At 71.3% G+C, this 26,021-nt stretch carries 23 protein-coding genes; 16 read left to right on the top strand and 7 right to left on the bottom strand.

Annotated features, from left to right (window positions below):
* Positions 1–8 precede the first annotated feature (8 nt).
* Complete coding sequence (locus ABZU25_RS22380; RefSeq protein ID WP_355031301.1) at positions 9–341, top strand: putative quinol monooxygenase; 333 nt, start codon at positions 9–11, stop codon at positions 339–341.
* A 154-nt stretch (positions 342–495) separates the two neighbouring features.
* On the opposite strand, the gene pdxY is transcribed toward ABZU25_RS22380, so the two are convergent.
* A complete protein-coding gene (gene pdxY, locus ABZU25_RS22385; RefSeq protein ID WP_355031302.1) occupies positions 496–1,347 on the bottom strand; it encodes a pyridoxal kinase PdxY in 852 nt (283 codons plus the stop codon).
* 140 nt (positions 1,348–1,487) lie between these two features.
* Positions 1,488–2,282, bottom strand: a complete 795-nt coding sequence (locus ABZU25_RS22390) for a serine protease (protein ID WP_355031303.1) — start codon at positions 2,280–2,282, stop codon at positions 1,488–1,490.
* Between the two features lie 344 nt (positions 2,283–2,626).
* On the opposite strand from ABZU25_RS22390, the gene ABZU25_RS22395 reads away from it, so the two are divergent.
* From ABZU25_RS22395 to ABZU25_RS22445, 11 genes are all read left to right on the top strand, one after another.
* Positions 2,627–4,981 carry an AbfB domain-containing protein gene (locus ABZU25_RS22395; RefSeq protein ID WP_355031304.1) on the top strand — a complete coding sequence of 785 codons (2,355 nt, stop codon included), beginning with the start codon at positions 2,627–2,629 and terminating at the stop codon, positions 4,979–4,981.
* Between the two features lie 482 nt (positions 4,982–5,463).
* A complete protein-coding gene (locus ABZU25_RS22400; protein WP_355031305.1) occupies positions 5,464–6,756 on the top strand; it encodes a cytochrome P450 in 1,293 nt (430 codons plus the stop codon).
* A gap of 251 nt (positions 6,757–7,007) precedes the next feature.
* On the top strand, positions 7,008–7,490 hold the full coding sequence (locus tag ABZU25_RS22405) for a helix-turn-helix transcriptional regulator (RefSeq protein WP_355031306.1): 483 nt from the start codon (positions 7,008–7,010) through the stop codon (positions 7,488–7,490).
* Positions 7,491–7,743: 253 nt separating this feature from the next.
* Entirely contained in the window at positions 7,744–10,131 is a 2,388-nt protein-coding gene (locus ABZU25_RS22410) for a nitrate- and nitrite sensing domain-containing protein (protein WP_355031307.1), read from the top strand.
* Positions 10,132–10,147: 16 nt separating this feature from the next.
* The gene (locus ABZU25_RS22415) at positions 10,148–10,552 is read left to right on the top strand and encodes a roadblock/LC7 domain-containing protein (protein WP_203174378.1); all 405 of its coding nucleotides are present in this window, start codon (positions 10,148–10,150) and stop codon (positions 10,550–10,552) included.
* Positions 10,553–10,601: 49 nt separating this feature from the next.
* Positions 10,602–11,795, top strand: coding sequence for an ABC transporter substrate-binding protein (locus ABZU25_RS22420; RefSeq protein ID WP_355031308.1), 1,194 nt, complete (start codon positions 10,602–10,604; stop codon positions 11,793–11,795).
* Positions 11,792–12,688, top strand: coding sequence for a branched-chain amino acid ABC transporter permease (locus ABZU25_RS22425; protein WP_355031309.1), 897 nt, complete (start codon positions 11,792–11,794; stop codon positions 12,686–12,688). The genes ABZU25_RS22420 and ABZU25_RS22425 overlap by 4 nt, the downstream gene beginning before the upstream one ends.
* Positions 12,685–13,704 carry a branched-chain amino acid ABC transporter permease gene (locus tag ABZU25_RS22430; RefSeq protein ID WP_355031310.1) on the top strand — a complete coding sequence of 340 codons (1,020 nt, stop codon included), beginning with the start codon at positions 12,685–12,687 and terminating at the stop codon, positions 13,702–13,704. Before ABZU25_RS22425 ends, ABZU25_RS22430 begins: the two co-directional genes overlap by 4 nt.
* On the top strand, positions 13,701–14,444 hold the full coding sequence (locus tag ABZU25_RS22435; protein ID WP_355031311.1) for an ABC transporter ATP-binding protein: 744 nt from the start codon (positions 13,701–13,703) through the stop codon (positions 14,442–14,444). The genes ABZU25_RS22430 and ABZU25_RS22435 overlap by 4 nt, the downstream gene beginning before the upstream one ends.
* The gene (locus ABZU25_RS22440) at positions 14,444–15,214 is read left to right on the top strand and encodes an ABC transporter ATP-binding protein (protein ID WP_355031312.1); all 771 of its coding nucleotides are present in this window, start codon (positions 14,444–14,446) and stop codon (positions 15,212–15,214) included. Before ABZU25_RS22435 ends, ABZU25_RS22440 begins: the two co-directional genes overlap by 1 nt.
* Positions 15,215–15,266: 52 nt before the next feature.
* Positions 15,267–16,070, top strand: coding sequence for a methyltransferase domain-containing protein (locus ABZU25_RS22445; protein WP_355031313.1), 804 nt, complete (start codon positions 15,267–15,269; stop codon positions 16,068–16,070).
* Positions 16,071–16,320: 250 nt separating this feature from the next.
* On the opposite strand, the gene ABZU25_RS22450 is transcribed toward ABZU25_RS22445, so the two are convergent.
* Positions 16,321–16,449 (bottom strand): hypothetical protein, encoded by a 129-nt coding sequence (locus tag ABZU25_RS22450; protein WP_355031354.1) that lies wholly within the window; start codon positions 16,447–16,449, stop codon positions 16,321–16,323.
* A 543-nt stretch (positions 16,450–16,992) separates the two neighbouring features.
* On the opposite strand from ABZU25_RS22450, the gene ABZU25_RS22455 reads away from it, so the two are divergent.
* Positions 16,993–17,730: a GntR family transcriptional regulator gene (locus tag ABZU25_RS22455; RefSeq protein WP_355031314.1), complete on the top strand. Its 738-nt coding sequence runs from the start codon at positions 16,993–16,995 to the stop codon at positions 17,728–17,730.
* Between the two features lie 21 nt (positions 17,731–17,751).
* On the opposite strand, the gene ABZU25_RS22460 is transcribed toward ABZU25_RS22455, so the two are convergent.
* From ABZU25_RS22460 to ABZU25_RS22470, 3 genes are all read right to left on the bottom strand, one after another.
* A complete protein-coding gene (locus ABZU25_RS22460) occupies positions 17,752–18,693 on the bottom strand; it encodes a hypothetical protein (protein ID WP_355031315.1) in 942 nt (313 codons plus the stop codon).
* 257 nt (positions 18,694–18,950) lie between these two features.
* A complete protein-coding gene (locus ABZU25_RS22465) occupies positions 18,951–19,562 on the bottom strand; it encodes a dihydrofolate reductase family protein (RefSeq protein WP_355031316.1) in 612 nt (203 codons plus the stop codon).
* A gap of 39 nt (positions 19,563–19,601) precedes the next feature.
* Positions 19,602–20,144: a DinB family protein gene (locus ABZU25_RS22470; RefSeq protein WP_355031317.1), complete on the bottom strand. Its 543-nt coding sequence runs from the start codon at positions 20,142–20,144 to the stop codon at positions 19,602–19,604.
* A 172-nt stretch (positions 20,145–20,316) separates the two neighbouring features.
* Between ABZU25_RS22470 and ABZU25_RS22475 the strand changes: the two genes are divergently transcribed.
* The 3 genes from ABZU25_RS22475 (at position 20,317) to ABZU25_RS22485 (ending at position 22,782) form a co-directional block, all read left to right on the top strand.
* Entirely contained in the window at positions 20,317–20,784 is a 468-nt protein-coding gene (locus ABZU25_RS22475; RefSeq protein ID WP_355031318.1) for a MarR family winged helix-turn-helix transcriptional regulator, read from the top strand.
* 193 nt (positions 20,785–20,977) lie between these two features.
* Entirely contained in the window at positions 20,978–21,958 is a 981-nt protein-coding gene (locus ABZU25_RS22480) for an ATP-binding cassette domain-containing protein (RefSeq protein ID WP_355031319.1), read from the top strand.
* Positions 21,955–22,782, top strand: coding sequence for an ABC transporter permease (locus ABZU25_RS22485; protein ID WP_355031320.1), 828 nt, complete (start codon positions 21,955–21,957; stop codon positions 22,780–22,782). The genes ABZU25_RS22480 and ABZU25_RS22485 overlap by 4 nt, the downstream gene beginning before the upstream one ends.
* A 1-nt stretch (position 22,783) precedes the next feature.
* On the opposite strand, the gene ABZU25_RS22490 is transcribed toward ABZU25_RS22485, so the two are convergent.
* Complete coding sequence (locus ABZU25_RS22490) at positions 22,784–25,963, bottom strand: BTAD domain-containing putative transcriptional regulator (RefSeq protein ID WP_355031321.1); 3,180 nt, start codon at positions 25,961–25,963, stop codon at positions 22,784–22,786.
* Between the last annotated feature and the right edge of the window lie 58 nt (positions 25,964–26,021).

A 26,021-nucleotide genomic window follows, 5' to 3' on the forward strand; every position in this document is an offset into this window, starting at 1 on the left:
CTTGGGCCATGATCTTCATTACCGCCAAGTTCCGGGTCCTGGCCGAGCACGCCGACCGGTGGCCGCAGATCGCCGCCGAGTTCACCGAGGCGACCCGGGCCGAGCCGGGCTGCCTGTGGTTCGACTGGTCCCGCAGCGTGGACGACCCGACCGAGTACGTGCTGGTCGAGGCGTTCCGCGACGACCAGGCCGGTGCCGCCCACGTGCAGTCCGCCCACTTCCGCGCGGCGCAGGAGACCCTGCCGCCGCACCTGGCCGAGACGCCGCGCATCGTGAATGCCACGCTGCCCCAGTCGGACTGGTCACTCCTGGGCGAGATGGCCGTCCCCGAGAGCCGCTGACCGTCGCTGGCGGGCGGTCCGCTCGACCCGCCGACAGGCGGTGCCCCGTCCGCCGGCCGGCTCTGCTCCGTCCGCCGGCAGTGCCCCGTCCGCCGGCAGCGCTCCGTCCGCCGGCAGTGCTCCGTCCGCCGGTACGGAATCTCCCGATCTGCCGTCAGCGGAGCCGGCGGGCGGTGAACCGGGCCGGCGGATCGGCGATCACGTCCTGTGCGGCGATCAGCTGGATCTCCCGGGTGCCCGCCGCGAGGGTCGCCTCAAGGACGGCGAAGACGGAGCCGATGGTGCGTTCCAGCGCGGCTGCGGGTGAACCGGTCGTGCACAGGTGCGCCAGGTACAACGCCGCGGTGACGTCGCCGCCGCCGTTCGGGTTGATCGGCAGCAGCGGGGTGGTCACCGCCCAGGCGCCCTCGTCCGAGACGGCCACCACCTCCAGCGAGCCCGGCGGCAGATCGCCGTGCAGCACGCTGGTCACCAGGACGTGGCGCGGCCCGGTCGCGCGCACCACGTCGACCGCGTCGAGCACCTCCGCCAGCGAGTTCGTCGCGCGGCCGGCGAGGAAGTCCAGCTCGAACTGGTTCGGAGTGATGATGTCCGCGCGCGGCACGACGGTGTCGCGCAGGTACTCCGGGATGCCCGGCCGGACGAACATCCCCCGTCCGACGTCGCCCATCACCGGGTCGCAGCAGTACACCGCCGTCGGGTTCGCCGCTTTCACCTTCTCCACCGCGTCCAGGATCACCGCGCCCACGGCGGGGTCGCCCTGGTAGCCGGACAGCACCGCGTCGGCGCTGCCGAGGACCCCACGGTCCGCGATGCCCGCGATCACCTCGGCCACGTCCGCCGCCGGCAGCATGGGCCCACGCCACGCGCCGTACCCGGTGTGGTTGGAGAAGTGCACAGTCACGACCGGCCAGACCTCGTGCCCGAGCCGTTGCAGGGGAAAGGCCGCCGCCGAGTTGCCGACGTGACCGTAGGCTACCGACGACTGGATGGACAGGATCTTCACCGGCCCATCATCGCCGTCGCGGCCGGTGCCGCACGCACGGCCCGCCGAATCTGTCGGGCGGCCCACTCGCCGCCCACCCCGGTGACGGCACGACGGGCGGCCCGGACACCGTCGTCCGGGCCGCCCGAGCGGTCGTACGGTCAGCCGCCGAGGCTCGCCGCGGCGGAGGCGATCGACGAGGCGAAGTAGCTCACCTGGGTGTAGACGCCCGGGTAGTTGGGCCGGGCGCAGCCGTTGCCCCAACTGACGATCCCGACCTGGATCCAGGCGTTGGCGGCGTCGCGGCGGAACATCGGGCCGCCCGAGTCGCCCTGGCAGGTGTCAGTGCCGCCGCTGGCGTAGCCGGCGCAGATCTCCTGCGCGGGGATGAGGTCACCGCCGTAGTTGGCGTTGCAGGTGGAGTCGCTGACGAACGGGACGGTTGCCTTGAGCAGGTACCGCTGCTGCCCGCCGCCCTCACGCGCGGCGCCCCAGCCGGAGATGGTGAAGGTGCCGCTGTCGTAGGCGGTCGTGCCGGCGACCGGCAGCGTGCTCAGCCCGGTGACCGGGGTGGCCAGCCGGATGAGCGCCCAGTCCCGGCCGGCGCCGTTGTAGCCGGGAGCACGGTAGACGTAGTTGGACCGGACGGTGATCCGGCTGGACGACTGGAGGTCGACCGTCCCGAGCGTCGCGGTGATGCTGGTGTTGGTGCCGGTCGAGCCCACGCAGTGTGCCGCGGTGAGCACCAGCCGGGCGCTGTACAGCGCCCCGCCGCAACCCATCGAGAGCCGCACCATGAACGGGAACTCACCCTGAGCGGCGCGGGTGCCGCCGACGACGTTCGGCGTCATGGGGTTGTCGGCCGCCGCGGCCGGCGCGGTGAGAGTGAGGCTGGCCGCGGTCACCGCGGCCAACGCGGTGGCCAACAGGCCAGTGAGGGTACGCCAGCGAACCATGCATTCCTCCGCATCAGGATGGCACGCCTCGTGAGCGCACCCCATTCGAGATAGCGGTCATCATATTGAGAGATATGGATCTAGCGGGCCATCCTCTCTGGGTCGTACCACCGAGGCTATGGATCTCACATTGCCGCGGAGGCGTTGACGGCAGGACCGTCGCGGCTCTATAACGTTGTACAAGCAATGACGGATGTCGATGCGCCTGTCGGCGGCGGCGCGTGGAGATCCCACCGGCATCCGTCGGTGACGCCCGTCCCTCGTCAGTGACCACCCGATGCCCACCACCCACGCGCTTCGGGCCTGGCTGCACCGCCCGCGGCGACTCGCCCCTCGGAGACGGCATGACTCGTCAGGTCCCCATCCGCCCCGCCCTGCCGCTGCTGCTCATCCTCGCCCTGGTCGTCGGCGTTCTCGCCGCGCCAACCCGGCCGGCGCACGCCGCACCGGCCAAGACGCCGCCACTGACCACCCCCTGGACCAGCCAGGCCCTGGCCGGCACACCACTGCCCGAGTACCCGCGCCCCCAGATGACCCGACCGGACTGGCTCAACCTCAACGGCGAGTGGCAGCTACGCCAGTCGGCCACCGACGACGCCCCGCAGTTCGGCACCAACCTGCCCGAGCGGGTCAACGTGCCCTTTCCGGTGGAGAGCGCCCTCTCCGGCATCCAGCGGGCCGCAAACGACAACCGCAACTACCTGTTCTACCGGCGCACCGTCACCATCCCGGCGAACTGGTCGGGTCGGCGAACCCTGCTGCACTTCGGCGCCGTCGACTGGCAGAGCACCGTCTGGGTCAACGGCGTCCGGGTCGGCGCGCACACCGGCGGCTACGACGCCTTCACCTTCGACGTGACGCCCCAGCTCACCGCCGGCACGAACGAGATCGTCGTCAAGGTCTGGGACCCCACCGACACCCGACAGAACGGCAGCCTGCCGGCCATCGGCAAGCAGACGAAGCAGCCCAGCGGGATCTTCTACACCCCCAGCTCGGGCATCTGGCAGACGGTGTGGATGGAGCCGGTGCCCACCGCCTCCATCAGCAGCGTGGACGTCTACCCGAACCTGGGCAACAACACGTTGCGGGTGCGGGTCTTCACGCGGGGCGACGTGAGCGGGCACAGCGTGCTCGCCGAGGCGCTGAGCGGGAGCACCGTGGTCGGTTCGGCCACCGGCGGCTTCACCGAGTTCAGCGTTCCGGTGCCGAACGCGCGCCGCTGGTCACCCGACGACCCGTTCCTCTACAACCTCCGGGTGACCCTGCGCACCGCCGCTGGCGCCACAGTGGACCGCACGACGCACTACTTCGGCATGCGGGAGATCACCACCGGTCTGGTCAACGGGGTGCTGCGCCCCAAGCTCAACGGCCAGTTCGTGTTCCAGGTCGGCACCCTCGACCAGGGCTTCTGGCCGGACGGGCTCTACACCGCCCCGACCGACGCCGCCCTCGCCTTCGACCTGCAGAAGCACAAGGATCTCGGCTTCAACATGGTGCGCAAGCACATCAAGGTCGAACCGCAGCGCTGGTTCTACCACGCGGACCGCCTCGGTCTGCTTGTCTGGCAGGACATCCCGTCGCTGACCGCGCAGGACATCGACCCCACCGACGCCCAGCAGGCGCAGTTCGAGACCGAGGCACGCGAGATCGTTGACGAGCACCGCAGCTCGCCCGCCGTGATCGCGTACACGCCCTACAACGAGGGCTGGGGCGAGCGATCGCTCGCCGACACCCGGCGGGTCGCGCAGAACATCAAGAACCAGGACCCGACCCGCCTGGTGAACCCGCACAGCGGCCACAACTGCTGCCAGTCCCTCGGCAACCCCGGCAACGGTGACATCGACGACTGGCACGTCTACCTCGGGCCGGACTCCCCCGTGCCGTCGAGCAACCGGATCGCCGTGCTCGGTGAGTTCGGCGGCCTGGGCCTGCACACCCCGGGCCACGAGTACAGCCCGAGCGGCGGCTTCTTCGCCTACGAGTGGCAGACCAGTTCGAGCGCGCTCACGGACCGGTACGTGGGCCTGGTGCAGGGCAGCCAGAACCTGATGATCGGCAAGGGGCTCAGCGCCTCGATCTACACCGAGATCACCGATCTGGAGGGCGAGCTGAACGGTTTCCTCACCTACGACCGGCAGGTCGTCAAGATGGACCAGGCGCGCGTCCGCGCCGCCAACACCGCCCTGATCAACGCCTCGAAGACCATCGGCAGCTCGGCGCCGGTCGCCCTGCCGGTCAACACCCGACGGTCGTTGCAGGTGACCACGCCCGGCTTCACCAACCGCTACCTGCGCCACCGGGACAGCCTGGCCTACACCGACGTGGTCGACGCCGCGAGCCCCGGGCCGCTCAAGGCCGACGCCACGTACACGATCCGGGCCGGACTGGCCGATGCCGGCTGCTACTCGTTCGAATCGGTCAACTTCCCCGGGCAGTACCTGCGGCACCAGAACTCCCGGGTCCGCAACTCACCGGACGACGGCTCGGCGCTCCTGCGGGCCGACGCCACCTGGTGCGCGCGTGTCGGACTGACCGGCACGGGTGTGTCGCTCGAGTCCTACAACTTCCGGGGCAGGTATCTGCGGCACTACAACTCGGAGATCTGGCTCAGCAACGGCACCGGCGGCGACGCGTACAACACACCGACGTTGTGGACCGCGGACAGCACCTGGGCCATCGCCACTCCGTGGGCGCCCTGACCACCTCGTCACGGTAGGACGTCGCGGGAGGTTCCGGCCTGGCTGGAAGCCTCCCGCGACGCGCGGGCCGCTGGCACCGGTACGGGCAGACCACCGGACACGGGCGTCACCTGCCGACCGGGAGGTCGTTTCTCCGGTCATGAGGGAGAGCGGCGGATCGGTTCGACAATCGGTCCTGGTCGGTTGTCCGCGGCAGCCGTCCCTGATCGTCTCGTTGTCGCCGACCCCGGGGCGGCCTGCCGAGCAGACCTGACCGGCGGCAAGGACCGAGCCGCAACTTGCATCCGGCCGAACTCAGCCGTCCATTGCAACACGCAATTATGCCCGGCAATAAATAGATGCCGGCCAATCTTGACTTGCGCAGCCGCTCAGCGCACCGTAAAGAGCCAGAGGCAGATGAGCGCCATTATCGGCCCGACTGAAGTGGATCGCCGAATGGAGGCGCTGCCGGTTTTCGCGCCGCGTTCACCAGGAGGCGTTCCATGCGGTTGAATCCGTTCGCCGGAGTTTATCTCACCGATCCGGCAAGCATGTGGAGGCGAATTCTCGACGACCCCGCCGGCGTGCACTACGCCGAGGATCTGGGCCTGTGGTTGATCAGCAGGCACGCCGACGTCCGGCGTGCCCTCGCCGACGCCACGACGTTCGCCAACGCCCTCACCCTCGCCCCGGTGTACCAGGTCTGCCCCGAGGCGATGAACGTGCTCATGCAACTCGACGCGCCACCCACCACCGCCGCCGCCGACCCACCGGTGCATCCCCGTACCCGCCGGGCCCTACGGGCCACCTTCGCGAACACCGCCGAGCGGGTCGAGGCCGAGTACGGCGCGATCGTCCGGCGACGGGTCGACCAGCTGGTCTCCCGGCTCGCCGCCCGCCAGGGCGACCGGGTCGACCTGATCCCGGAGCTCGCCACCGAGCTTCCCCTGCTGGTGGTCCTGGACATCCTCGGGGTGCCCGACGTCGACATCGCGCGGATCCGGAGTTGGGCGGACGGTCAGATCGCTCTCGTCTGGGGGCAACCGGACCCGGCCGAGCAGGTACGCCTGGCGCAGGGTCTGCTGGACTTCTGGCACTACTGCGAGGATCTGGTCCGCCAGCGCATGGACGGTGGGCAGCAGGGCGACGACTTCATCGGCCGCGCCCTGGCCTACCGGGACGACGATGACGCGGTGCTGACCGTGCCGGAGGTGGCGAGCCTCGCGTTCAACCTCCTGGTCGCCGGCCACGAGACCACCGCCGGCCTGCTCGCTCACACCCTCGACCAGGCGCTGTCCAATCCTCGGCACTGGTCGGACCTCACCGCCGGCCGGAGGGCTGTCCCCGCGTTCGTGGCCGAGACCCTGCGGTTCGCGCCCGCCATCGACGGCTGGCTGCGGGTGACCAGCCGAGACGTCACAGTGGGCACGGTGACGATTCCCGCTGGGGCACGCTGCCTGCTGCTGATCGGGGCGGCGAACCGCGACCCCGCGGTCTTCACCCACCCGGACCGGTTCGATCCAGACCGGACGGACGCGGGCAATCATCTCTCGTTCGGCCACGGCCCGCATTTCTGCATCGGCGCGGGATTGGCACGGCTGGAGGCAGAGATCGTCGTCACCAGACTCACCGAAGCCATTCCCGGCCTCCGCCTGGCGACTGCGCAACAGCGCTCGTACAAGGCCAATGTCGCGTTTCGCGCCCACCACACACTGCTCGCGGTAATCGATATCATGGCACCCGCCGACGTTCCGGCGACGCGCGGTGCGGCGACCACCGAAGTGGCCGCCGCCTGACCGTGCGGGTGCGCCAGCAGGCTCGCCTGCTGGCGAACCGAGTGCGGGCAGGGCGGCGACGCCTGCCCCACCACCCGGCGCAGCTCGGCCCCGACACGCACCTTTCCGCTTTGCTGGACGATCCATGTCGGTGAACGTCTTCACACCCATCGCGTCCTGGGTTAAGAATTGCCCTCTATGAATGTTCAGCTCATCGGCGAATCTCGATCTGGCGTCCGCTGCTGATTTCCCGTAGCCACGAAGGTGAGCGCATGGAGCACACGTCCCCGTCGAGTTCTGCTCCCTCTGCGGCCAGCGAACGGTTCCGCTGGGAACTGCGCAACTGCCGGGTTCGACGGGGGCTGACCCAACGGGCCCTGGCGGATCTGGTGCGGTTCAGCCGGGAGACGGTGGCGGCGGTCGAGTCGGGTCGCCGGTTCGGCAGTCACGAGTTCGCGCTGCGCTGCGACGACGTGCTCGGCACCGGCGGCCGACTCGCGGTGCTGTGGCCACAGGTGGCCGCCGAGCAGTTGGCGGCCGACGGCCGCCGCGGCCCCCGCGCCCCGGAACCAGTGCGGCGGGATCAGCCGGTGCCGCGCCAGCGCGCCCGGCGCGACGCGCGCGACCCGGGCGCCGTGGTGGACGCGATCGACGAGCTGCGTGAGCTGATCGGTCAGGTGCTCAACGGCCCATCCGGCCCGGACGACGCGGAGCGGCGACCCTCCCGGGTGGACCCCCTCGACGACCAGCGCTGACCGTACCGATCCGGATCGGTCTCGCGGTGTCACCGGCCGCTGACGTTGGGTACAGATGCTGGTACGGGCAGTTTGTACCACGGCCAGGTCTGGTCTACGAGCGCGGCTTCCGGCCGAATGGGACTTGCATTCGGCAACGTGCGGATAGACCGTCATCGACGAGTCGTGGGAGTCAATCTTGGCGTCGAGCACCCGGTCCCACGCGGCCAGACCCTACCCGACCCGCCGACGCGGCTGGAAGATAGCCGGGCGGATGCGCCTCATCGTCGCGGCACCACTCGTCGCCGTGATCGGCTTCGCCGGTCTCGCGCTGACCGAGAGCGCACGCCAGACCGTGCGTGCCGGCGACCTGCAGATCCTGGCACAGGTCGGCGCGGAGGCCGGTGACCTGGCCTACCGGCTGCAACGCGAACGCATCGCCGCCGCCGACCTGCTCACCTACCCCACGCCGGAGCAGCAGGACACCTTCGGCGTGGAACTGGCCGCCACCGACGACGCCGTCGCGCGCTATCGCGCACAGCGGGACCGGCTGTCCGCCGATACCGACACCAACCGCGCGCTCCTGCGCCGCATCGACGCGGCCCTGGACAGCCTCGCCCCGCTGCGCACCCAGGTACGCACGGCGGCGCACGCCTCGGTGTCGGCGATGACCTTCAGCTACCGGATCGCGATCGCCGACCTGATCAGCTTTCGGGAGAACATCTCGCACGGCGTGGTCAACGCCACGCTCGCCGACGGGATCCGCGCCTCGGCGGCCCTGTCGAAGACGGCGGAGGCGATCGGCCAACAGCAGGTTGCCGTGCTGCGCGCGGTCGCGGGCGGCGAACTCACCCCCGCCATGCAACAGGACATCACCGCGGCCCGGACCAGCTACACCGAGTCGAGCCTGTCGTTCCTGGCCCTCGCCCCGCCCGAGTGGAGCGTCTGGTGGGAGCAGGCCGGCACCGGCAAGGAGGCGCTCGCCCTGCAACGGATGCAGGACGAGGTGTCGCGGGCCCAGCCGGGGTCACGACTGCAACTGGAGACCGCCGGGTGGGTGTCCACCACCCAGGCGCGTGCCGCCCGCCTGGCCGACCTGCGCGGACGGGTCGACGCCGCGGTCCGCGACGACGTCCGGGCCGCACACGCCGACCAGCGCCGCCGGGCCGTGGCCGAGGCGGTCGGCGTCCTGCTGGCACTGCTCCTCACCGCGCTGGTGACCTGGGCCGTCGCCCGGCAGATCACCCGGCGGCTACGTCGCCTACGGGACGCGGCAAACGCCGTGGCATTCGAACAGCTCCCCGCCGTGGTGGCGCAGCTCCAGCAGCCGGGCAGCGCCGCCGTCGACCCGCACAAGCTGGCCCGCCAACAGGCCTCGGCCGCCCTCGAACCGTCGAGCGACGACGAGATCGGCGAGCTGGGCCAGGCGTTCAGCGCGGTGCACCAGGCCGCCGTGCAAACCGCCGCCGAGCAGGCCGTCATGCGCGCCAACACCGCCGACATCTTCATCCACCTGAGCCGCCGCGAACAGCGACTCGTCGACGCCGTGCTGGCCCAGGTCGACCTTGTCGAACGGGACGAGACCGATCCCGACCGGCTCCACCAGCTGTACACGTTGGACAACCTGGCGACCCGGATGGGACGGATCAACGCCAGCCTGCTCGTGCTCGGCGGCGTCGGTGTCGGTCGCGTACGCCAGCGCGACGTCCCGCTGCAACAGGTGCTCCAGGCGGCGCTGTCCCAGATCGAGCACTACGCGCGGATCCGGCTCGGCATGATCGACGGGGACGTCGCCGTGGCGGCGAAGACCGTCGACGAGGTCGTGCACCTGCTCGCCGAACTCATGGACAACGCCACGACGTACTCGCCACCGGGCAGCGAGACGTGGGTGAGCGGTCGGAGCCTGGGTGACCGCGTCATCGTCCAGATCAGCGACGAGGGCATGGGGTTGTCCCCACAGCGGATGCAGCAGCTCAACGAACTCCTGGCCCGCCCGCCGGCCATCGACGTGGCGGCCGTACGGGCGATGGGGCTGGTCGTCGTGGGTCAGCTCGCGGCCCGGCTGGGCGCCACCGTCCAACTGCGACGTGGCCCCCGACGCGGCACCCTCGCCGAGGCGACGCTCCCCGCGGCGATCATCCGGTCGCTGCCACCGGAGGAGTACCTGCTCGCGCCCGGCCGCCTCTCGCGACGGGCGGCGCGGACGGCCAGCCCGCCGCCGTACCAGCCGCGTCCCGAGCCCACCGCCGGACGCCCTCCGGCCGAGCGGACCCTGCCGGCGGCGCCGGTGTTCCGACCGACTCCCGCGCCCCCGGACCGGGGTGACGCGCCCACCGAGGAGTTGCTCATCTTCGAACAGGTCAACCACTGGTTCCAGACGGATGCCGCCGACGGCGACGACAACCGAGAGTGGTCCAGCCCCGCCGACGACGCCTGGCACACCGCCGCCCAGGCGCACGCCCCCGAAGTCGCCGTCACCACCACGTCCGGCCTGCCGAAACGCGAGCCGCAACGGCATCTCGTGCCCGGCGGCGTGAGCGTGCCCCAACAGCAACAGCGGTCCGAGTACCGCGACCCGGCCCAGGTGGCGACGGCGATGGCCGCGTACGCGCGGGGTGTGGCGAACCGCAGGCGCACCCCGATCAACCTCGGCAACAAATGACGCGACAGGAGAGCACGTGAGCGACCAACAGGACCTCGGCTGGCTGCTGGACAGCTTCGCCGCGCGGGCGACCGAGGTCAGCCATGCGATCGCCATCTCCAGCGACGGCCTGATGGTGGCCGCCACCCGTGACCTGCCCCCGGACCGGGCCGACCAGTTGGCCGCGACGGGTAGCGGACTGGTCAGCCTGCTGCGCGGGGCGGCGGCTTTCTTCGACGCCGGCGCGGTGATCTCCAACGTCACGCAGCTCGAGGGCGGTTTCATGTTCTCGATGGCCTTCAACGACGGCGCCTCGCTGCTGGTGCTCGCCGCACCGGAGTGCGACGTGGGCAAGGTCTCCTACGAGATGACCGAGCTGGCCAACCGCATCGGGGACGCTCTCACCCCCGCGGCCCGGGCGGCACTCGCCCGCAGCCGCTGACCATCCCGGCGCCCCCACGCCGGAGACCCTCTTCCCCTGGAGTTCAGACATGCCTCACATCACCTTTCGGCGTAGCCATGCCCTCACCGCCGCGCTGCTGGCGGTCGTCCTCACCGCCAGCACGGCCTGCGGCGACGACGCGCCGGGCACGAGTGCCGGCGGCTCGATAAAGATCGGCCTGCTCGCGTCGCTGTCCGGGACGTACCAGGCGGTCGGTACGGAGATCCGCGACGGTTTCCAGCTCTACCTGGACACCCACGACGGCAAACTCGGCGGTCGACAGGTTGACCTCGTCGTCGCCGACGAGGGCAACGGCGCCCAGACCGCGGTCCCGGCGGCGACCAAACTACTCAAGCAGGACCGGGTGTCCGCGCTCACCGGCATCGTCGGTGGCGGCTCGGTCGCCGGAGTCACCCCCCTGCTCGAGGAGACCAAGGTGCCGCTTGTCGGTTCCAACGGGCGACCGGAACTCAAGGACGTCTCCCGGGTCTGGCACACCTCGTACCTCTCCGACGAGCCCGGGGCGGCGATCGCCCAACACGTCCGCGACAACGTGCAGGGCTCGGTGTACGCGATCGGCCCGGACTACCAGGGCGGTTGGGACGAGCTGCGGGGCTTCACCGACGCGTTCGGGAAGATCGGCGGGAAGCTCGCCAACGCCGACGGCAAGACCACCTTCACCCCGTTCCCGGCCACCACCAACTTCACCCCGTACTTCGCCCGCATCAAGGCCTCCGGCGCGGCGGCCGTCTACACCTTCTACGCCGGCGGCGCCGCCGTCGACTTCGTCAAGCAGTACGCACAGTCCGAGATCAAGGACGTCCCGCTGTACGCGGCCGGGTTCCTCACCGAGGGCGGCGTGCTCAACGCGCAGGGCGAGGCGGCCCGGGACATCTTCTCGGTGCTCAACTACTCGCCCGACCTGGACAACGCGGAGAACCGCGCCTTCGTGGCGGCGTGGAAGGCCAAGCACGACGGTTCACCGACGACCTACGCGCTCGCCTCGTACGACGCGGCGTCCGTGCTGGACCGGGCGATCGGCGCGGCCGGGAGCAACCCGACTCCGGAGGCCATCAACACGGCCATCGGTCAGCTCGGCCAGATCGCCAGCCCGCGCGGCACCTGGCAGTTCTCCACCACCACGCACTCCCCCGTGCAGAAGTGGTACCTGCGGCAGGTCCGCCAGGACGGCCGGGCGCTGTCCAACACCGTCGTGGGTGACCTCGCGACCGTCGGCCGGTGACCGAGGTGGCGGCCGGCCTGAACCGGATCGACCCGTACCTGATCCCAGCGTTGGACGGGGTCGCCTACGGGCTGCTCGTGTTCGTCGCCGCGTCGGGCCTGGTCTTCTGCTTCGGCGTCGCCAACATCCTCAACCTGGCGCACGGCCTGCTCTACGCGATCGGCGGGTACACCGCCGCGGCGGTGCTCGACGGTGGCTGGGCCAGCCTGGCGTTGGCGCTGGTCGTCGGTGTGCTGGCCGCCGCCGCCGCGGGTGTGCTCCTGGCCGGCCTGCTCACACCGGTCGCCGCCGGTAACCACCTGAGTCAGGCGCTGTTGACGTTCGGGGTGGCACTGGCCGGCGGCAGCCTGCTCGTCGCGGGCTTCGGTCCCGACGATCCGCAGGTCCAGGTGCCCGCCGCCCTGGAGGGGTCGGTGGTGGTCGCCGGGCACCGCTACGCCGCGTACCGGTTGGTCTTCATCGTCGTCGCGGCGGTGCTCGCCGCCGCGCTCTACCTCGTGGTGCGGCGCACCAGGGCCGGGATGCTGGTCCGGGCGGCCGTCGACGATCCGGAGATGGTCGCCTGTCTGGGCGTGAGTCCCGCGCGGATCCGCGCCGGCGTGCTCGCCGGCGCCGGCGCGCTGGCGGGTGCGGCCGGGGTCCTGGGCGCGCCCATCATCGGCCCCGGCACGGACACCGCCGACACCGTCCTGTTGCTGTCCCTGGTGGTCGTCGTCCTCGGCGGTCTCGGGTCGATGGGGGGCACCCTGCTGGCGGCGCTCGCGATCGGCGAGATCCAGACGCTGGGAGTGGCGCTGCTGCCGTCCGCCGCGCCGTTCCTGCTGTTCGCCGCCATGGCGGCGGTGCTGGCCGTGCGGGCCCAGGGCCTGGCCGGCAGCTGGAGGGCGGCATGAGGGACGAGGTGATTCGGCGGGCGCGAGGCGCCGTCGCGGCGCTCGTCCTGGCCGGCCTGGTCGTGGCGCCCTGGGTGGTCGACGACTACACCACGGCGATCCTCGCCCGGACGTTGGCGCTGGCCCTGGTCGGGGTGAGCGTGGCCCTGCTCACCGGTGTCGCCGGCCTGCCCACCCTCGGCCAGACCGCGCCGTACGCGGCCGGCGCCTACGCGTGCGCCGTGGTCGGCAGCCGGATCTCCGACGTCGGCGTCGTACAGCTCGCCGTCGCGGCGGCCGCCGGGGCGGTGCTGGCCGCGCTCACCGTGCCCCTCGTCGTGCACGCCCGGGGGGTGATCGTCCTGATGATCACGCTGGCCATCGGTGAACTCGTCGTCACCGTCCTCGGCCGGTGGCGGTCGGTGACCGGTGGCACGGACGGGTTGGCCGGCATCCCCGCGGTCCGCCCGTTCTGGGGGCTCCCGCCGCTCGCCAGCGACCAGGCGCGTTACCTGTACGCCCTAATCGTCGTGGCCACGCTGGTCGGCGCGGTGCTGGTGCTGCTGCGTACCCGGGCCGGGCTGCTGCTGCGCGCCGGCCGGGACGACGAGACGCGGCTGCGGGCCAGCGGTCACCGGGTGCCGCTCTACGTCTCCGGCGCGCACGTTGCCGCCGGGGCGATCGCCGGTGCGGCCGGCTCGCTCCTGGTCGTCGCCCAGCAGTACATCTCCCCCGCCGACTTCGGCTTCGACACGTCAGCGCTGCTGCTGCTCGGTGTCGTCATCGGTGGCACCGCCTCGGTCGGTGGCGCCCTGGTGGGCGCCGCGCTGGTCATCGCCGTCCGGGACTGGTTGTTCGGGGTGCTGCCCGGCCACGCGCCGCTGGTGCTCGGGTTGCTGTTCGTGGCGACGGTCTACCTGCTGCCCGGCGGCGTCAACCGGGCCCGGGGCAGGTTACGCCCGCCGCGTGCCAGGTCGAACCAGTCGGACGCGCCACCCGCCCGGGACCGGGCCACGATCCCGGAGCTGCGCCGATGACCTGCCTGCTCAGCGCCGAGGGCGTCAGCGTGCGGTACGGGTCGCTCGCCGCGCTGGCCGGCGTGGACCTGTGCGTTCACGACGGCCAGCGGCACGCGCTGATCGGCCCGAACGGCGCCGGCAAGACGACCCTGCTCAACGTGATCGGCGGGTCCACGAGACCACAGCGCGGCACTGTGCGCTTCGCCGGACGGGACGTCGGTCGGCTCGGGCCGGCGGCCCGGGCCCGGCGGGGTATCAACCGCATACACCAACGACCTGCGGTCTTCGCGACGCTCACCGCGACGGAGAACGTCGTGGTGGCCGCGCTGCCGCGGGTCATTCCTGAGCGCAGCTGGTGGCCGGGCACACGCCGGCGCGGCGCGCACCACCGGGCGGGCCCGCTGCTGGACCAGATGGGCCTCGCCGACGTCGCGGCGGTGCCCGCCGGGCACCTCGCACACGGGCAACGACGCCAGTTGGAGATCGCGATGGCCCTTGCCGGTCGCCCCCGCCTGCTGCTCCTCGACGAACCGGCGGCCGGGTTGTCCGCCGTCGAGGTCGGCCGGCTCGTCGAACTGCTCCAGGCGCTGCCCCGGGCGGTCGCCGTGTTACTTGTCGAACATCGACTGGACCTGGTGTACGCCCTCTCCGACACGGTGACAGTGCTGCGCGACGGTCGGACGTTGGCCGCCGGGACGCCGGACGAGATCCGTTCCTCGCCGCTGGTACGGCAGGCCTACGCCGACGGGGTGGCCTGATGTTGTCGGTGGATCGGCTGTGCGCCGGCTACGGCGGAGGGATCGTGCTGCACGAGGTCAGCCTGCGGGTGCGTCCGGGCAGCATCCAGGCCGTGGTGGGCCGCAACGGGGCGGGCAAGAGCACGCTCGTGCACACGATCGCCGGGCTGGTGCGAGCCTCCAGCGGTCGCATCGAGATCGGCGGTGTGCACGTGGCCGGCCGGCAACCACACCGCATCGCCCAGTCCGGGGTTGGTCTCGTCCCACAGGGCCGACGGGTGTTCTCCCGGCTGACCGTGGCCGAGCACCTGCACCTGGCGGCCGCGCCGTGGCGGGCCGCCGCCCCCGGCGGCGAGGGCTGGACGGTGGCCCGCACCCTCGAACTGCTGCCGAGGTTGGCGGCGCGGCTGCGACACCGCGGCTGCGAACTATCCGGCGGCGAGCAACAGATGCTGGCGATAGCCCGTGCGCTCCTCGGCCAGCCACGGGTGCTGCTGCTCGACGAACCGTGTGAGGGCCTCTCGCCCGATCTGGCGGCGCGGGTCCGTGAACTCGTCAACGGTCTCGCCGCCGACGGCCTGACCGTGCTGCTCGTGGAGCAGCAACTTCAGCACGCGATCGAGATCGCGGACCGGGTGGCGGTGCTGGAGTACGGCCGGGTGGTCTACGACCGACCGACGGCCGAGGCCCGCGTCGATCCGGCGCCGCTCGCGGCGATGTTGAGCGTCGCCGCCGCCCCGGCACCCCCACCCAACCGAGCGGCACCTCGGCTCTGGGCCGACACCCCGTAGTCACCCGACCCCGCTCGAGTCACCCGACCCTTCTCGGAGAGGTAGACACCGAATGACAACCGCCACGAGCGATGGCGCGTACACGTTCGACAACGGCGCACCCGACGCCGTTCCCCAGATGCACGCGCTGGAGTCCTTCCTGGACCCGATCACGACGCGTCGCCTGGCCAGCCCGGTGCTGCGACCGGGCGCGACCTGCTGGGAGGTCGGGGCGGGCGGCGGCTCGATGGCCCGGCGGATCGCCCGCGCGACAGGCGACCAGGGCCACGTGCTGGCCACCGACATCGACCCCACGCACCTCACGGCGGAGGGCAACCTGCACGTACGCCGGCACGACGTACGCACGGAACCACCACCCGGGGACGCGTACGACCTGATCCACGCCCGGCTTGTCCTGCTGCACCTCCCCGATCGGCGGCGGGTCCTGCGCACGCTCACCGGCGCGCTCGCGCCCGGCGGGTGGCTGGTGGTCGAGGAGTTCGACTGCACCGCGCCGCAGCAGGTGCTCACCGCGCCGACCGACGACGGCGCGAAGCTCTTCGCACAGGTCATGGACGCCATGATGGGTGTCCTGGAGGACCACGGCGCCGACCTCGGATGGGCGCAGGACGTGCACACCGAGATGGCCCTCGCCGGGCTGACCGACGTGGACACCATCACCCACTCGCAGAGCTGGGCCGGCGGGTCGACCGGCACGTCGCTCTACGAGACCAACTCCCGCCAGTTGGAGCCCGACCTGCTGGCCGCGGGGCTGTCACCCCAGCAACTGCACGCCTTCCGGCGGCTGCTGCGCGACCCCGGGTTCGCCGTCATGTCGTATCACTTCGTCTCCACGCGGGGTCGCCTGCCGAGCTGAGCAGGTGACCACCGCGCGGAGAGCGGTCGCATCGTCCGTCGCTGTCCTGCCGCAGCACGCCCCCGCTGCGCTCCGGACAGCACTACGCCGGCGCCGACCGCACCGGCCGGGCTCCCCGAGTGGGAGCCCGGCCGGCCCGCGCCCGTGGTGCCTGGCGGCCCTGGAACAGTGCCGGCGATACGTACTGGACTCGCGCCGGCTGAATGAACAGCGAGCGTCGCGCGACGGCCTCGCCGCTCAAACCCAGCTGCTAGCAGTCGATCCAGGCCCATCCGTCGTAGGTGATCCAGTCAAGCACCCTGATGACTCGTACGGTGATGGGGCGCATGAACTGAACGCTGACGGCTCGGTCCAGCCGCAGCATGTCACCTGTCTTCATGCGGCTTCCTTGCACGCCACACCTCCAGCGCCAGCCCGGCAGCCCTCAGCTTCGGGCAGCCATCGGGCTGGCAGCGCGGGCACGTGCCGCGATTGTGGAGGTCGACAACAAAGCCGGCCATGATCACGGTGAACGGGGGTTCCGGGCGAGGCTGCTCAAGCACCATGCCGGCCGCTCTGCTGGTTGCGGCGCTTGAGTAACCGCCTCCGGGTGGTCGCCTTCTCCGGTTCCCGGGGCGGCGCGGGAGGGCCGCACGCTACGGCCTGGTCAGCGGCGCGTGCGACCACATCGATCGGCTCATCAGGTCTCTGGAACCATTTCCATCGGCGCACGGAGGCCTTCCCTGGCTCTTGAGAAACCGGCACGGGCGCCTACCCCTAGGTCACTCTCCGTGCCGGCCTCATTGCCATCTTAAAACCTGTCTGTGCACCCTGTCTAGACAGATTGTCATCGTGTCGTGTGCACGGAGCCAGTCACAGGAAGATCGGGAGTACGGTGACGAACGTGCCTACCCCGCGCCAGCAGCCCCGTCGATACCGTCAGGTGGCCGACGAGCTGCGCCGCCGCATCGAGGATGGCCTCATCCCACCTGGCTCATTGCTACCCAGTGAGTCGACATTGATGGCTGACTTCTCAGTCGCCCGCGGAACCGTTCGTGAGGCTTTGGCATTGCTGCGTTCTGAAGGCCTGGTGCTGACGGAGGTGGGACGTGGCACCTACGCACGTCCGATCGTGCCGGTGCGCCGAGTGGCCTCAGAGCGGTACCGCAAGGAGCTGGAGCAGGTCCGAAGCGGAGAACTCGGCACGTCGTTCACGGCTGACCAGCAGGTGACGTGGTCGGCCTACAGCGTGGATGCGGACTTTCGGGAGGTGCCAGCCAGTGAAGCGGTAGCCGATCTGTTCAAGGTGGAGCGAGGAACCATGCTCCTCGAACGTCACCTCCTCTTCCGTACCCACGGCGTGCCGCAGCAGATGTCCGTCTCACGCCTGCTGATGGACATGGTCGCTGGCACCCCGGTTGCCGATCCGCAGAACGAGCCTTGGCCCGGCGGCAACACGTCGCAGCTCTACAGCCTGGGGCACACGATCACGAGCATTCGCGAACGCCCCTCCTGGAGGATGCCAACCCCGGACGAAATCGAGGCGCTGCGCATCCCTGGTGGAGTGCCCGTAATCGTCATCATCAGACAGACCTACGTCGACGACTGGGTAGCCGAGGTGGCGCACATCGTGATGCGGGCTGACCGAGTTGAGCTGGACTACCTGATCCACCTCAGCTAGCCGACCCAGCCAGGCCCGCGCTCACCGGGGAAGCGACTCCTGGTCGGCCAGGACAATCAGGTCGTCGGCGCGGGCCGACAGGGGCGCCGTCCCCGCGTCGGCCCACACGAGATAACCCACCGGAGGCCCCGACGACCCCCACGTGGCCCCGATGATCGTGGCCAACCCCGCGTCGTCCGGCAGCCTGCGCAGACGTACCCGGGTGCCCGGCGCATGTCCGTCGTCGGCGACGATGAGCAGCGCGTCGAGGATCTGCCGGACACCGGCGACGGGCAGCCCCGGCACGTACGGCTCGCCGGCGTACCCGAGCCGCGGCGTCATCATCGTGCGGAGGAGCGCGCCCTGCCGGATCGCTTCCTGGCGGATCTGCCAGTCCGCGGTGTGCTCGGCGACGGCCAGCGCCGTCTCGATGACCGGCCAGAGCGCCAGGGACTCCCGATCGAGCAGCCGGCGGGCCTCGCGGTCGACCTCGGCGCAGGCCGTGTCGAGCGCGGTGTCCTCGCCCAACTCCGCGATCCAGGCCAGGTCCCCCACCTCGGGTAGCAGCCCCGGCGACTCGGTCGCGATCACGAGGTACAGCATCGCGAACAGTTCCCCGCGGCCCTCGCCGTGATAGAGCGGCCCCACCCCGCTGCCGGTACGCCCACGGCTGGGCGGGAACCGCTCGACGAGGTGCTGCGCGCGACCGTACGGCAGGGTCGCGGCCCGCCGAGTGTCGGACACCCGCTCCTCGAACGACCGCCGCTCACGGCGTTCGACGAGCAGTTGGCGATGCGGGTCGAACCCGATCGGATAGATCGTCCGCCCGTACGTGGCGAGGGTTTCACCGGGTCGCAGACCCACCGTCTCAAGGTGGCGGGCAGCCACCGAGTAGGCGACACCGGTCTGGGCGGCGTGCTCCCGGATGGCGCGCTTGCGGGCACGGCCCGGGGTTGGGGTCCGCCGTGGTTGGTGATCAGACATGACGCCTCCGGTGCAGCCCCACGCACTCCACCGAGCAGGCGGCGTGGCTGGCACGCCGGGAGTCGACACAGCGGCGCGGAGTCGGAGACTCTTGGCCCCAGCATGCGGTCGGGCGTGGGCCACCACATCGGGCACGGGCAGGCGCTCTGCCGCCGCCAGCATATCGCGACTTCGACCATCGGTGCGGCCGTGCAAGCGCGGCCGGGCTGTACGGGCGGAAGTCGAGTCCGCACTGCGGGCCGGCCGACGCCGAGCGGTCACCTCGGGACGTGGAAGCGCAGGTGCGTGACGTGTGGTGACTCGATCACCGCGGTGCGTTCGAGTTCGATGTGGTCGGTGCCGAGGCGGTCGAACAGGCGCGTGCCGGTACCGAGCAACACCGGTACGAGTTGGACGTGGATCTCGTCCACCAGCCCGGCCTTGACGAACTGTCGTCCGGTGGTGGGCCCGCCCATGATGAGGACATTCCGGTCGCCTGCGGCATGCCGAGCCTGGCGGATCGTGCTGTGGAGCCCGTCGTTCACGAACGTGAAGACGTCGCTGTTCATCCGCAACGGGTCGCGCGACTCGCGAGTGACCACGAAGCACGGCACCGGGAACGGGGTGTCCTGCCACAGGTCCACACCGACATCGAACGTCCGTTTGCCGATCACCACGGCACCGGTCGTGGCATGACGCTCTCGTACCTGGGCGGCATCGACCCCGACCGGGGTGACGCCGTCAGCCGCCACCGCGCGATCCCCGTCAGCCTGGAACAGCCACCCGTGCAGCCGCTCGCCGCCTCTGCCCATCGGTTGTTCGGCGCTGACGTCGGGGCCGGCGGCGAAGCCGTCCAACGACACGCTCATGCTCAACACCGTGCGGCCCATCGGGCCCTCCTTACCTGTAGACAATCGCCCAACGGAGCGTCACGCTCCGTCCTGCCAGCGGTAGAGGTCGCGCAGCAGGGAAATCTCGGCGCCGTGATGGATCAGCTCCCTGTTGACGTGCAGGACGATGCCCTCCAGGGGAAACCGCTCGGGACCCACCGTGGGCGGATTCTCCAGGTCGGCGTCCGAGAGCTCGCGGACCCCCGCGTCCCATCGCCCATACATCTCGTCGAGCTGTTTCAGCGCCTCGTCAGCGGTCCCCGCGTAGGCGAGAGAGTCGGCCTCCTGGCCGCCGAAGTGCCATTCGACCCGATAACCCAGGCAGGAGACGATGATGTGCGCCAGCCGCCAGGCAATCGTGGTCACCGGCGCCGGCATCGGGTCAGGGGACGCGGAGTCCATCATCCATTCCCCCGAACCTGCCGACATCGGTGCGGCCGACGTGCCACGTGGACGGATGCTCCAGCAGCCACGCACCGGCTCCCAGAAGTACTCCTCATCGGCAAGACCGTGCAGCCGCGGCCGCAGGTTGTTCTGCCAGTGCCGGTCCAGCTGGTCCGCGATTCGCTCGCTTCTTGTCACGTCCGCAACCTACACACAACGCAAACCTGACTACGACCCTCGCGACGCCGTCGCCGGCCGTGGGCCGCGAGAACGGCCTGCGCCGGGACGGGGACAGCCGGGTCACTCATTGACCTCAACCTGACGTGAGCTTCTAGGGTCACGCTCAGTCGAACACTCCCAGGAGGCACCCGTGGCAACCCAGCGCCTGTCCGACGTCGAACTCGCGACCCAGCCTGCCGCGTACTGGACCGGCGTGGCCTACGAGGCACTCATCGCCTTCACGCGGGCCCGGCACGCCGAGTTCGGCTTCACCCAGCCCCAGTTCTGGTTGCTTCGCAACCTGTCGGGCAACGACATCTCACCCGACGGTCACGGCATGACCATTCGGGAGCTCGAGATGGCGATGAGCACCTACCTGAGGTCCGAGGACGATCTGGAGGCCGAGGCCGGCGTTCTGCTGGATCGGGGTTGGCTCACCCGGGACGGTCAGGAGCGACTGTGGATCACCGAGGCGGGCGAGGCGGCTCGCCTCACCATGAAGCAGCACGCTCCGGCGATCCGCGCTCGAATCCACCACGGGATCGACGACGCCGACTACGTGACGGCCCTGAAGGTGCTCCGGCAGATGATCCGGAACACGGACGGTCCGGCGGCCTGACCCTGGTCCGTGCCCACGCAGCTTGATCGACTCGGTTTTCTTGATGTCGGGGTGTCGTGGGCGGGTGGATACCGCGACCTCGCGAAAGTCGAGTCGATCATCGCGCGCGGGCCACGGACCCACCTGCTGCCGGTGTCAGCCGGTGTCGGTGGCGTGTCGGGGCGGTGTCAGCTGGCCCGTGCAGGCTGGGCGCATGACAGCTGATCTGGTGATCGAGGCCGAGGGCCTCGTGAAGAACTTCGGGAAGACGAGGGCGCTGCAGGGCGTGGACCTCGCCGTACCCCGCGGGACGGTGCTCGGGGTGCTCGGCCCCAACGGCGCCGGCAAGACCACCGCCGTACGCATCCTCTCCACCCTGCTGGCCCCGGACGGCGGAACCGCGCGGATCGGCGGTTTCGACGTGGTCCGGGACGCCGAGCGCGTTCGGCAGAGCATCGGCCTCACCGGCCAGTACGCCTCGGTCGACGAGGATCTGACCGGGCGGCAGAACCTGGAGCTGTTCGGCACCCTGCTGGAGTTGGGGCGCACCGGCGCCCGCAAGCGCGCCGCCGAGCTGCTCGAGTGGTTCGACCTGACCGACGCCGCGAACCGGCCGGCCAAGACGTACTCCGGCGGCATGCGGCGACGGTTGGACCTGGCCGCCAGCCTCGTCGGCTCCCCCGACGTGATCTTCCTGGACGAGCCGACGACCGGCCTCGACCCGGCCAAGCGCGAGGACATGTGGGACGTGGTCCGCTCGCTTGTCGGCAACGGCTCGACGGTGCTGCTCACCACGCAGTACCTGGAGGAGGCCGACGCGCTCGCCGACGCGATCACGGTGATCGACCACGGTCGGGTCATCGCGCACGACACGCCCGAAGGGCTCAAGCGGGTCGTCGGCGGGCAGACCCTGGAGGTGCGCCCGGCCGATGTGGCGCACCTGCCCCGGACCGCCGCGATCCTGACCCAGGTCGGCTCCGGCGCGCAGGCCGACGAGGTCCGCAAGGGCGTGCTCGCGGTGCCGGTCACCGACGACGCGGCGCTGACCGAGAGCGTGGCGCGGTTCGCCTCCGCCGGCATCGCGGTCACCGAACTCTCCCTGCACCTGCCGAGCCTCGACGAGGTGTTCTTCACCCTCACCGGGCGTACGGCGTCCGAAGACGACACCACCCGCCCCACGGAGGTCGCGGCATGAGCACTCTGATCGACGCACCACCCACCAGGAACCGGGTGCTCTCGACGACCACCCCGAACCCGCGACCGTTCCGGCTGGTCCGGCACTCGTTGGCGCTCGCCAGGCGCAGCCTCATCAAGACCTGGCGTACGCCCGAGGCGCTCATCGACGTCACCCTGCAACCGGTGCTGTTCCTCATCATCTTCGTGTACGTCTTCGGCGGCGCGGTCGCCGGATCAACCCACGACTACCTGCAGTTCCTGCTGCCCGGCATCCTGGCGCAGACCATCGCCACCGGTGCCATCGCGATCGGCGTCAACCTGAACACCGACATCGCCAAGGGCATCTTCGACCGGTTCCGGTCGTTGCCGATCCCCCGCTCCGCACCTCTGGTCGGCGCGGTCCTCGGCGACGTCGTCCGGTACGTGATCGTCACGGTGTCGACCCTCGCGATCGGCTACGTGATGGGCTTCCGGATCGAAACCGACCCGTTCCGGGCGATCGCCGGGTGTCTGCTCGCGGTGTTGTTCGCGCTCTGCCTGAGCTGGCTGCCGGTACTCGTGTCGATGAAGGTGCGTACCGCGGGTGCCGTGCAGGGGGTGATGTTCGCGTTGATCATGCCGCTGAGCTTCGCGTCCAACGTGTTCGTCGGCGCCGACACCCTGCCCGGCTGGATGCAGGCGTTCGTGGACGTCAACCCGATGACCCACCTGGTGGCGTCGGTACGCGGCCTGTTCCTCGGCGCCCCGCTCGGATCCCACGTGTGGTGGACGCTGGCCTGGTGCGCCGGCTTCGTGGTGTTGTTCATGCCGCTGGCGTTGCGCGCCTACCGCAAGAAGATCTAGCTCAGGCCAGCAGGTCGTTCATCACCTCGCGGATCCGGGCGACGGCAGCGGCGACCGACCGCTCGCGCCACACCGCCAGCAACGGCTCACGCTGCTCCTCGTCTCCGAGGGCGGCGTCGAGCCGTTCGGCGTCCCCGGGTGGAAAGAACGTCCCCGCGTGGGTGCCGGCCCGCGTCGCGAGCGCGAACAGTTCGCGGGCGGCCTCCACGTCGCCGCGGTGCGCCGCCAGTTCGGCGCCGCCCTGGGCCCACGCCCCGATCACCGGCAGGTCGTTGGAGGAGAGCGCCTCGTCGCGGGCGAGGACCAGCGCGGCGACCACGCGCGCGTCGGCGTTCTCCGCCAGCACCGGCCGCACCTGCGCCACCCGCAGGTGCAGCACCGCCGCCGCGACCCGCAGCATGGCGCGTGGCTGCGGCGGCGGGCCGGTCCAGCCGGCCAGGATCCGCACCACCACGTCGCCGTACGCCTCGGCCTCGTCGTACCGCTCTCGCTGCCACGCGAGGTGGGCCAGCCCGAGGCACGCGACGGCGGCGTCCACCGCCTCGGCCTCGCCCGGCGCCGCCGTCTCGACCAGTCGCCGCTCGGCATCCCGGTCGCCGGCCAGGGCCAGTTGCACGTCCAACCGGACCCGGATCGACCGGGCGTCCTGGGTGGCACCGATCAACTCCATGTGCCGGACGCTGCGCGCCAGCCACTCGGCCGACCGGGAAGCCTCACCCGGCACCAGGAACTGCCCGACGGCTCCCGCCGCCATCGCCATGCCCCAGTGGTCACCGGCCATCTCGAAACGACGGTAGGCCTGCTCGGCGTCCTCGACCGACGCCGCGTGCATGCCGCTGTTCTCCCGAACCGCGGCGCGGGCGAACAGGCCGAGCCCCTGCACGTACGGGTCGGGGTGCCCGACCATTGCGACGGTGCCCTTCATGCTCTTCTCCGGGTCGGACGCGTCGAACGCGGGTAACGCCGAGGCGAGCACTGTCACCCGGGACGACACCTCGGCGGGCCGTTCGGCGAGCAGTGTCCGAAGTGCCCTCCGAGCGAGCACGGCGAGCCGGAGATCGCCGCCGATGCCGGAGTTGACCCCGATCAGCAGGCACAGCCAGGCCAACCGGTCGGCGTCGGGCAGCGGTCTGCCGCTGCGACGGCCGTGCAGGATCGCGGAGCGCAGCCGCCGCTTCGGGTCCTCGACGTGCAGCAGACCCGCTGCCCACCCGGTCACTTCCAGATGCAGTCCACGAACCGCCCAGAGGTGGAACAGCGCGGTGGCGATCTCGACGGCGGCCGGCTCGTCGTCCTGCCCGAGTGCCCAGCGCAGACCCGCGACCAGGTTGTCCTGTTCGTCGGCACACTGGGCGAGCGCGTCGATCTGACTCGGGCCGACGAACTGGTCGGCGAGCGCGACGGCCTGCTCCCGGGCCCACTCGACAAGCCCGCTCATGGCCGACCCCCGGGCGCCGGTCGCGTCGAGGCGGGCTTCGCCGTACTCGCGGACCGTTTCGAGCATCCGGTATCGCGGCGGACCGTCCCCCTCGACCAGGGTCAACAGGGACTGCTCCACGAGTGTCGCCAGGCCGCGACGGACGTCCGGGGTCTGGGCGACCGCGGCGGCGAGGTCCGCGGTGAACGGCGCGGGGATGACCGCGACCCGCTGGAGCAGGTCGCGGTCGTCCTCGGCGAGCAGTTCCCTGCTCCAGTCGACCATCGCCCACAGGCTCGCGTGCCGCTCCGGCAGGCCGCGCAGGGCGTCGTCGAGCAGCGCGAACCGGTCGCTCAGCCCGGCGAGCACGTCGTCGATCGGCATGTGCCGCAGTCGCGCGGCGGCCAGTTCGAGGGCCAGCGGCAGGTTGTCGAGCCGGTGGCACAGCGCGAGCGCCCGAATGGTGTCCCAGGTCGGCACCGCGCCGCCGGCCCGCGCCCGGGACTCGATCAGCCCGAGCGCGTCGGAGTCCGGCAACACGGTCAGCCGGTGGACCCGCTCACCGGCCAGACCCAGCGGGGCCCGACTCGTCGCGAGCACCGCGACCTCCGGTGAGGTCACCGCGAGCAGGTGGGCGACGACGGTGGCCACCGCGTCGAGGACATGTTCGCAGTTGTCCAGCACGACCAGTCCGTCGAGGTCCGGCGCGACGGCACGCAGCCGTTCCTCGGGGCTGAGGACCCGCCGTTCGAGGCCCAGGTTGCCGCCGGTCGCCGAGGTGTCCGCGCCACCGAGCGCCGCGAGCACCGTGGGCAGCACCTCGTCGGGCGAGCGCAGGCCGGCGAGTTCGACCACCCGGACCGCCCGCCCGGCTGCCGCCGACCGCTGCGCCACCTCGACGGCGAGCCGGGTCTTACCCGCGCCGCCGGTCGCCACGATCGTCACCAGGGCCGCGTCGGTGAGGGCCCCGGTCACGGTCGCGACGTCCTGCCCCCTGCCGACGAGGCCGGTCATCGGCCGGCGCCACGCGGCGGGCAGGGCGATCCGCTGCGGCTGCCGGGGCGGCGCCACGGTGGCCGGGGTGGTCAGCTCGCCGCGCAGCAACGCCAGGTGGACCTGGGTGATGACGGGAGACGGGTCGGTGCCGTACCGGTCGGCCAGCTCGGCGCGCAGTCTCTCGACCAGCTCCAGCGCCTCCGCCTCGCGCCCCTGGGCGGCGAGCACCCGGACGAGCAGGGCGGCCGACGGCTCGTCCGGGGGCGTACGCGCGACGAGCCGGCCCAGGTCGACCTCGTCGAACGGGCCCACGCCGGCGAGTGCCGCCTGCGCGCGCAGCGCCGTGACATCCGCGAACAGGCGGGTGTCCTCGCTGCTCAGCAGCTCCGGAACCGCGGGGAACAGCGCGCGCGCCTGATCGGCCAGGCTGCGGGCGGCCCGGACGTCGCCACTGTGGAACGAGGTCCGGGCCTGATCGACGAGCGCCCGCGCCTCGACTGCGTCGACGGTGACCTCCTCGGCGGGCAACCGGTATCCGCCCGGCACCGCGACCACGGGCAGCCCGAGGCGACGCACCCGGGACACGAGTGCCTGGACGGCGCCTGTCGCGTCGTCGGGGGGCGTGCCGTCCCACACGGCGTCCACGAGCAGGCTCGTGGAGACGGCCCGCCCCCGCGCGTCGGCGAGGGCGCGGACCACCGTCGCGAGCCGTTCGCCCCGAACGGGGCGGCCGTCGACGGCGAGTGGGCCGAGGGTCGCGATCTGCACGGACCCAGCATCCCCTACGCGGACGGGCACCCGACGACCGCCGGCCCACCACGCTGGT

The organism is Micromonospora sp. NPDC005215 (assembly GCF_040607915.1).
Taxonomy (GTDB): domain Bacteria; phylum Actinomycetota; class Actinomycetes; order Mycobacteriales; family Micromonosporaceae; genus Micromonospora.

Excerpts from the sequence above, each read along its gene's own strand:
- ABZU25_RS22380 (WP_355031301.1), top strand. The coding sequence starts at position 9 with ATGATCTTCATTACCGCCAAGTTCCGGGTCCTGGCCGAGCACGCCGAC.
- ABZU25_RS22390 (WP_355031303.1), bottom strand. The coding sequence starts at position 2,282 with ATGGTTCGCTGGCGTACCCTCACTGGCCTGTTGGCCACCGCGTTGGCC.
- ABZU25_RS22395 (WP_355031304.1), top strand. The coding sequence starts at position 2,627 with ATGACTCGTCAGGTCCCCATCCGCCCCGCCCTGCCGCTGCTGCTCATC.
- ABZU25_RS22400 (WP_355031305.1), top strand. The coding sequence starts at position 5,464 with ATGCGGTTGAATCCGTTCGCCGGAGTTTATCTCACCGATCCGGCAAGC.
- ABZU25_RS22405 (WP_355031306.1), top strand. The coding sequence starts at position 7,008 with ATGGAGCACACGTCCCCGTCGAGTTCTGCTCCCTCTGCGGCCAGCGAA.
- ABZU25_RS22410 (WP_355031307.1), top strand. The coding sequence starts at position 7,744 with ATGCGCCTCATCGTCGCGGCACCACTCGTCGCCGTGATCGGCTTCGCC.
- ABZU25_RS22420 (WP_355031308.1), top strand. The coding sequence starts at position 10,602 with ATGCCTCACATCACCTTTCGGCGTAGCCATGCCCTCACCGCCGCGCTG.
- ABZU25_RS22430 (WP_355031310.1), top strand. The coding sequence starts at position 12,685 with ATGAGGGACGAGGTGATTCGGCGGGCGCGAGGCGCCGTCGCGGCGCTC.
- ABZU25_RS22435 (WP_355031311.1), top strand. The coding sequence starts at position 13,701 with ATGACCTGCCTGCTCAGCGCCGAGGGCGTCAGCGTGCGGTACGGGTCG.
- ABZU25_RS22440 (WP_355031312.1), top strand. The coding sequence starts at position 14,444 with ATGTTGTCGGTGGATCGGCTGTGCGCCGGCTACGGCGGAGGGATCGTG.
- ABZU25_RS22445 (WP_355031313.1), top strand. The coding sequence starts at position 15,267 with ATGACAACCGCCACGAGCGATGGCGCGTACACGTTCGACAACGGCGCA.
- ABZU25_RS22450 (WP_355031354.1), bottom strand. The coding sequence starts at position 16,449 with ATGAAGACAGGTGACATGCTGCGGCTGGACCGAGCCGTCAGCGTTCAG.
- ABZU25_RS22460 (WP_355031315.1), bottom strand. The coding sequence starts at position 18,693 with ATGTCTGATCACCAACCACGGCGGACCCCAACCCCGGGCCGTGCCCGC.
- ABZU25_RS22465 (WP_355031316.1), bottom strand. The coding sequence starts at position 19,562 with ATGGGCCGCACGGTGTTGAGCATGAGCGTGTCGTTGGACGGCTTCGCC.
- ABZU25_RS22480 (WP_355031319.1), top strand. The coding sequence starts at position 20,978 with ATGACAGCTGATCTGGTGATCGAGGCCGAGGGCCTCGTGAAGAACTTC.
- ABZU25_RS22485 (WP_355031320.1), top strand. The coding sequence starts at position 21,955 with ATGAGCACTCTGATCGACGCACCACCCACCAGGAACCGGGTGCTCTCG.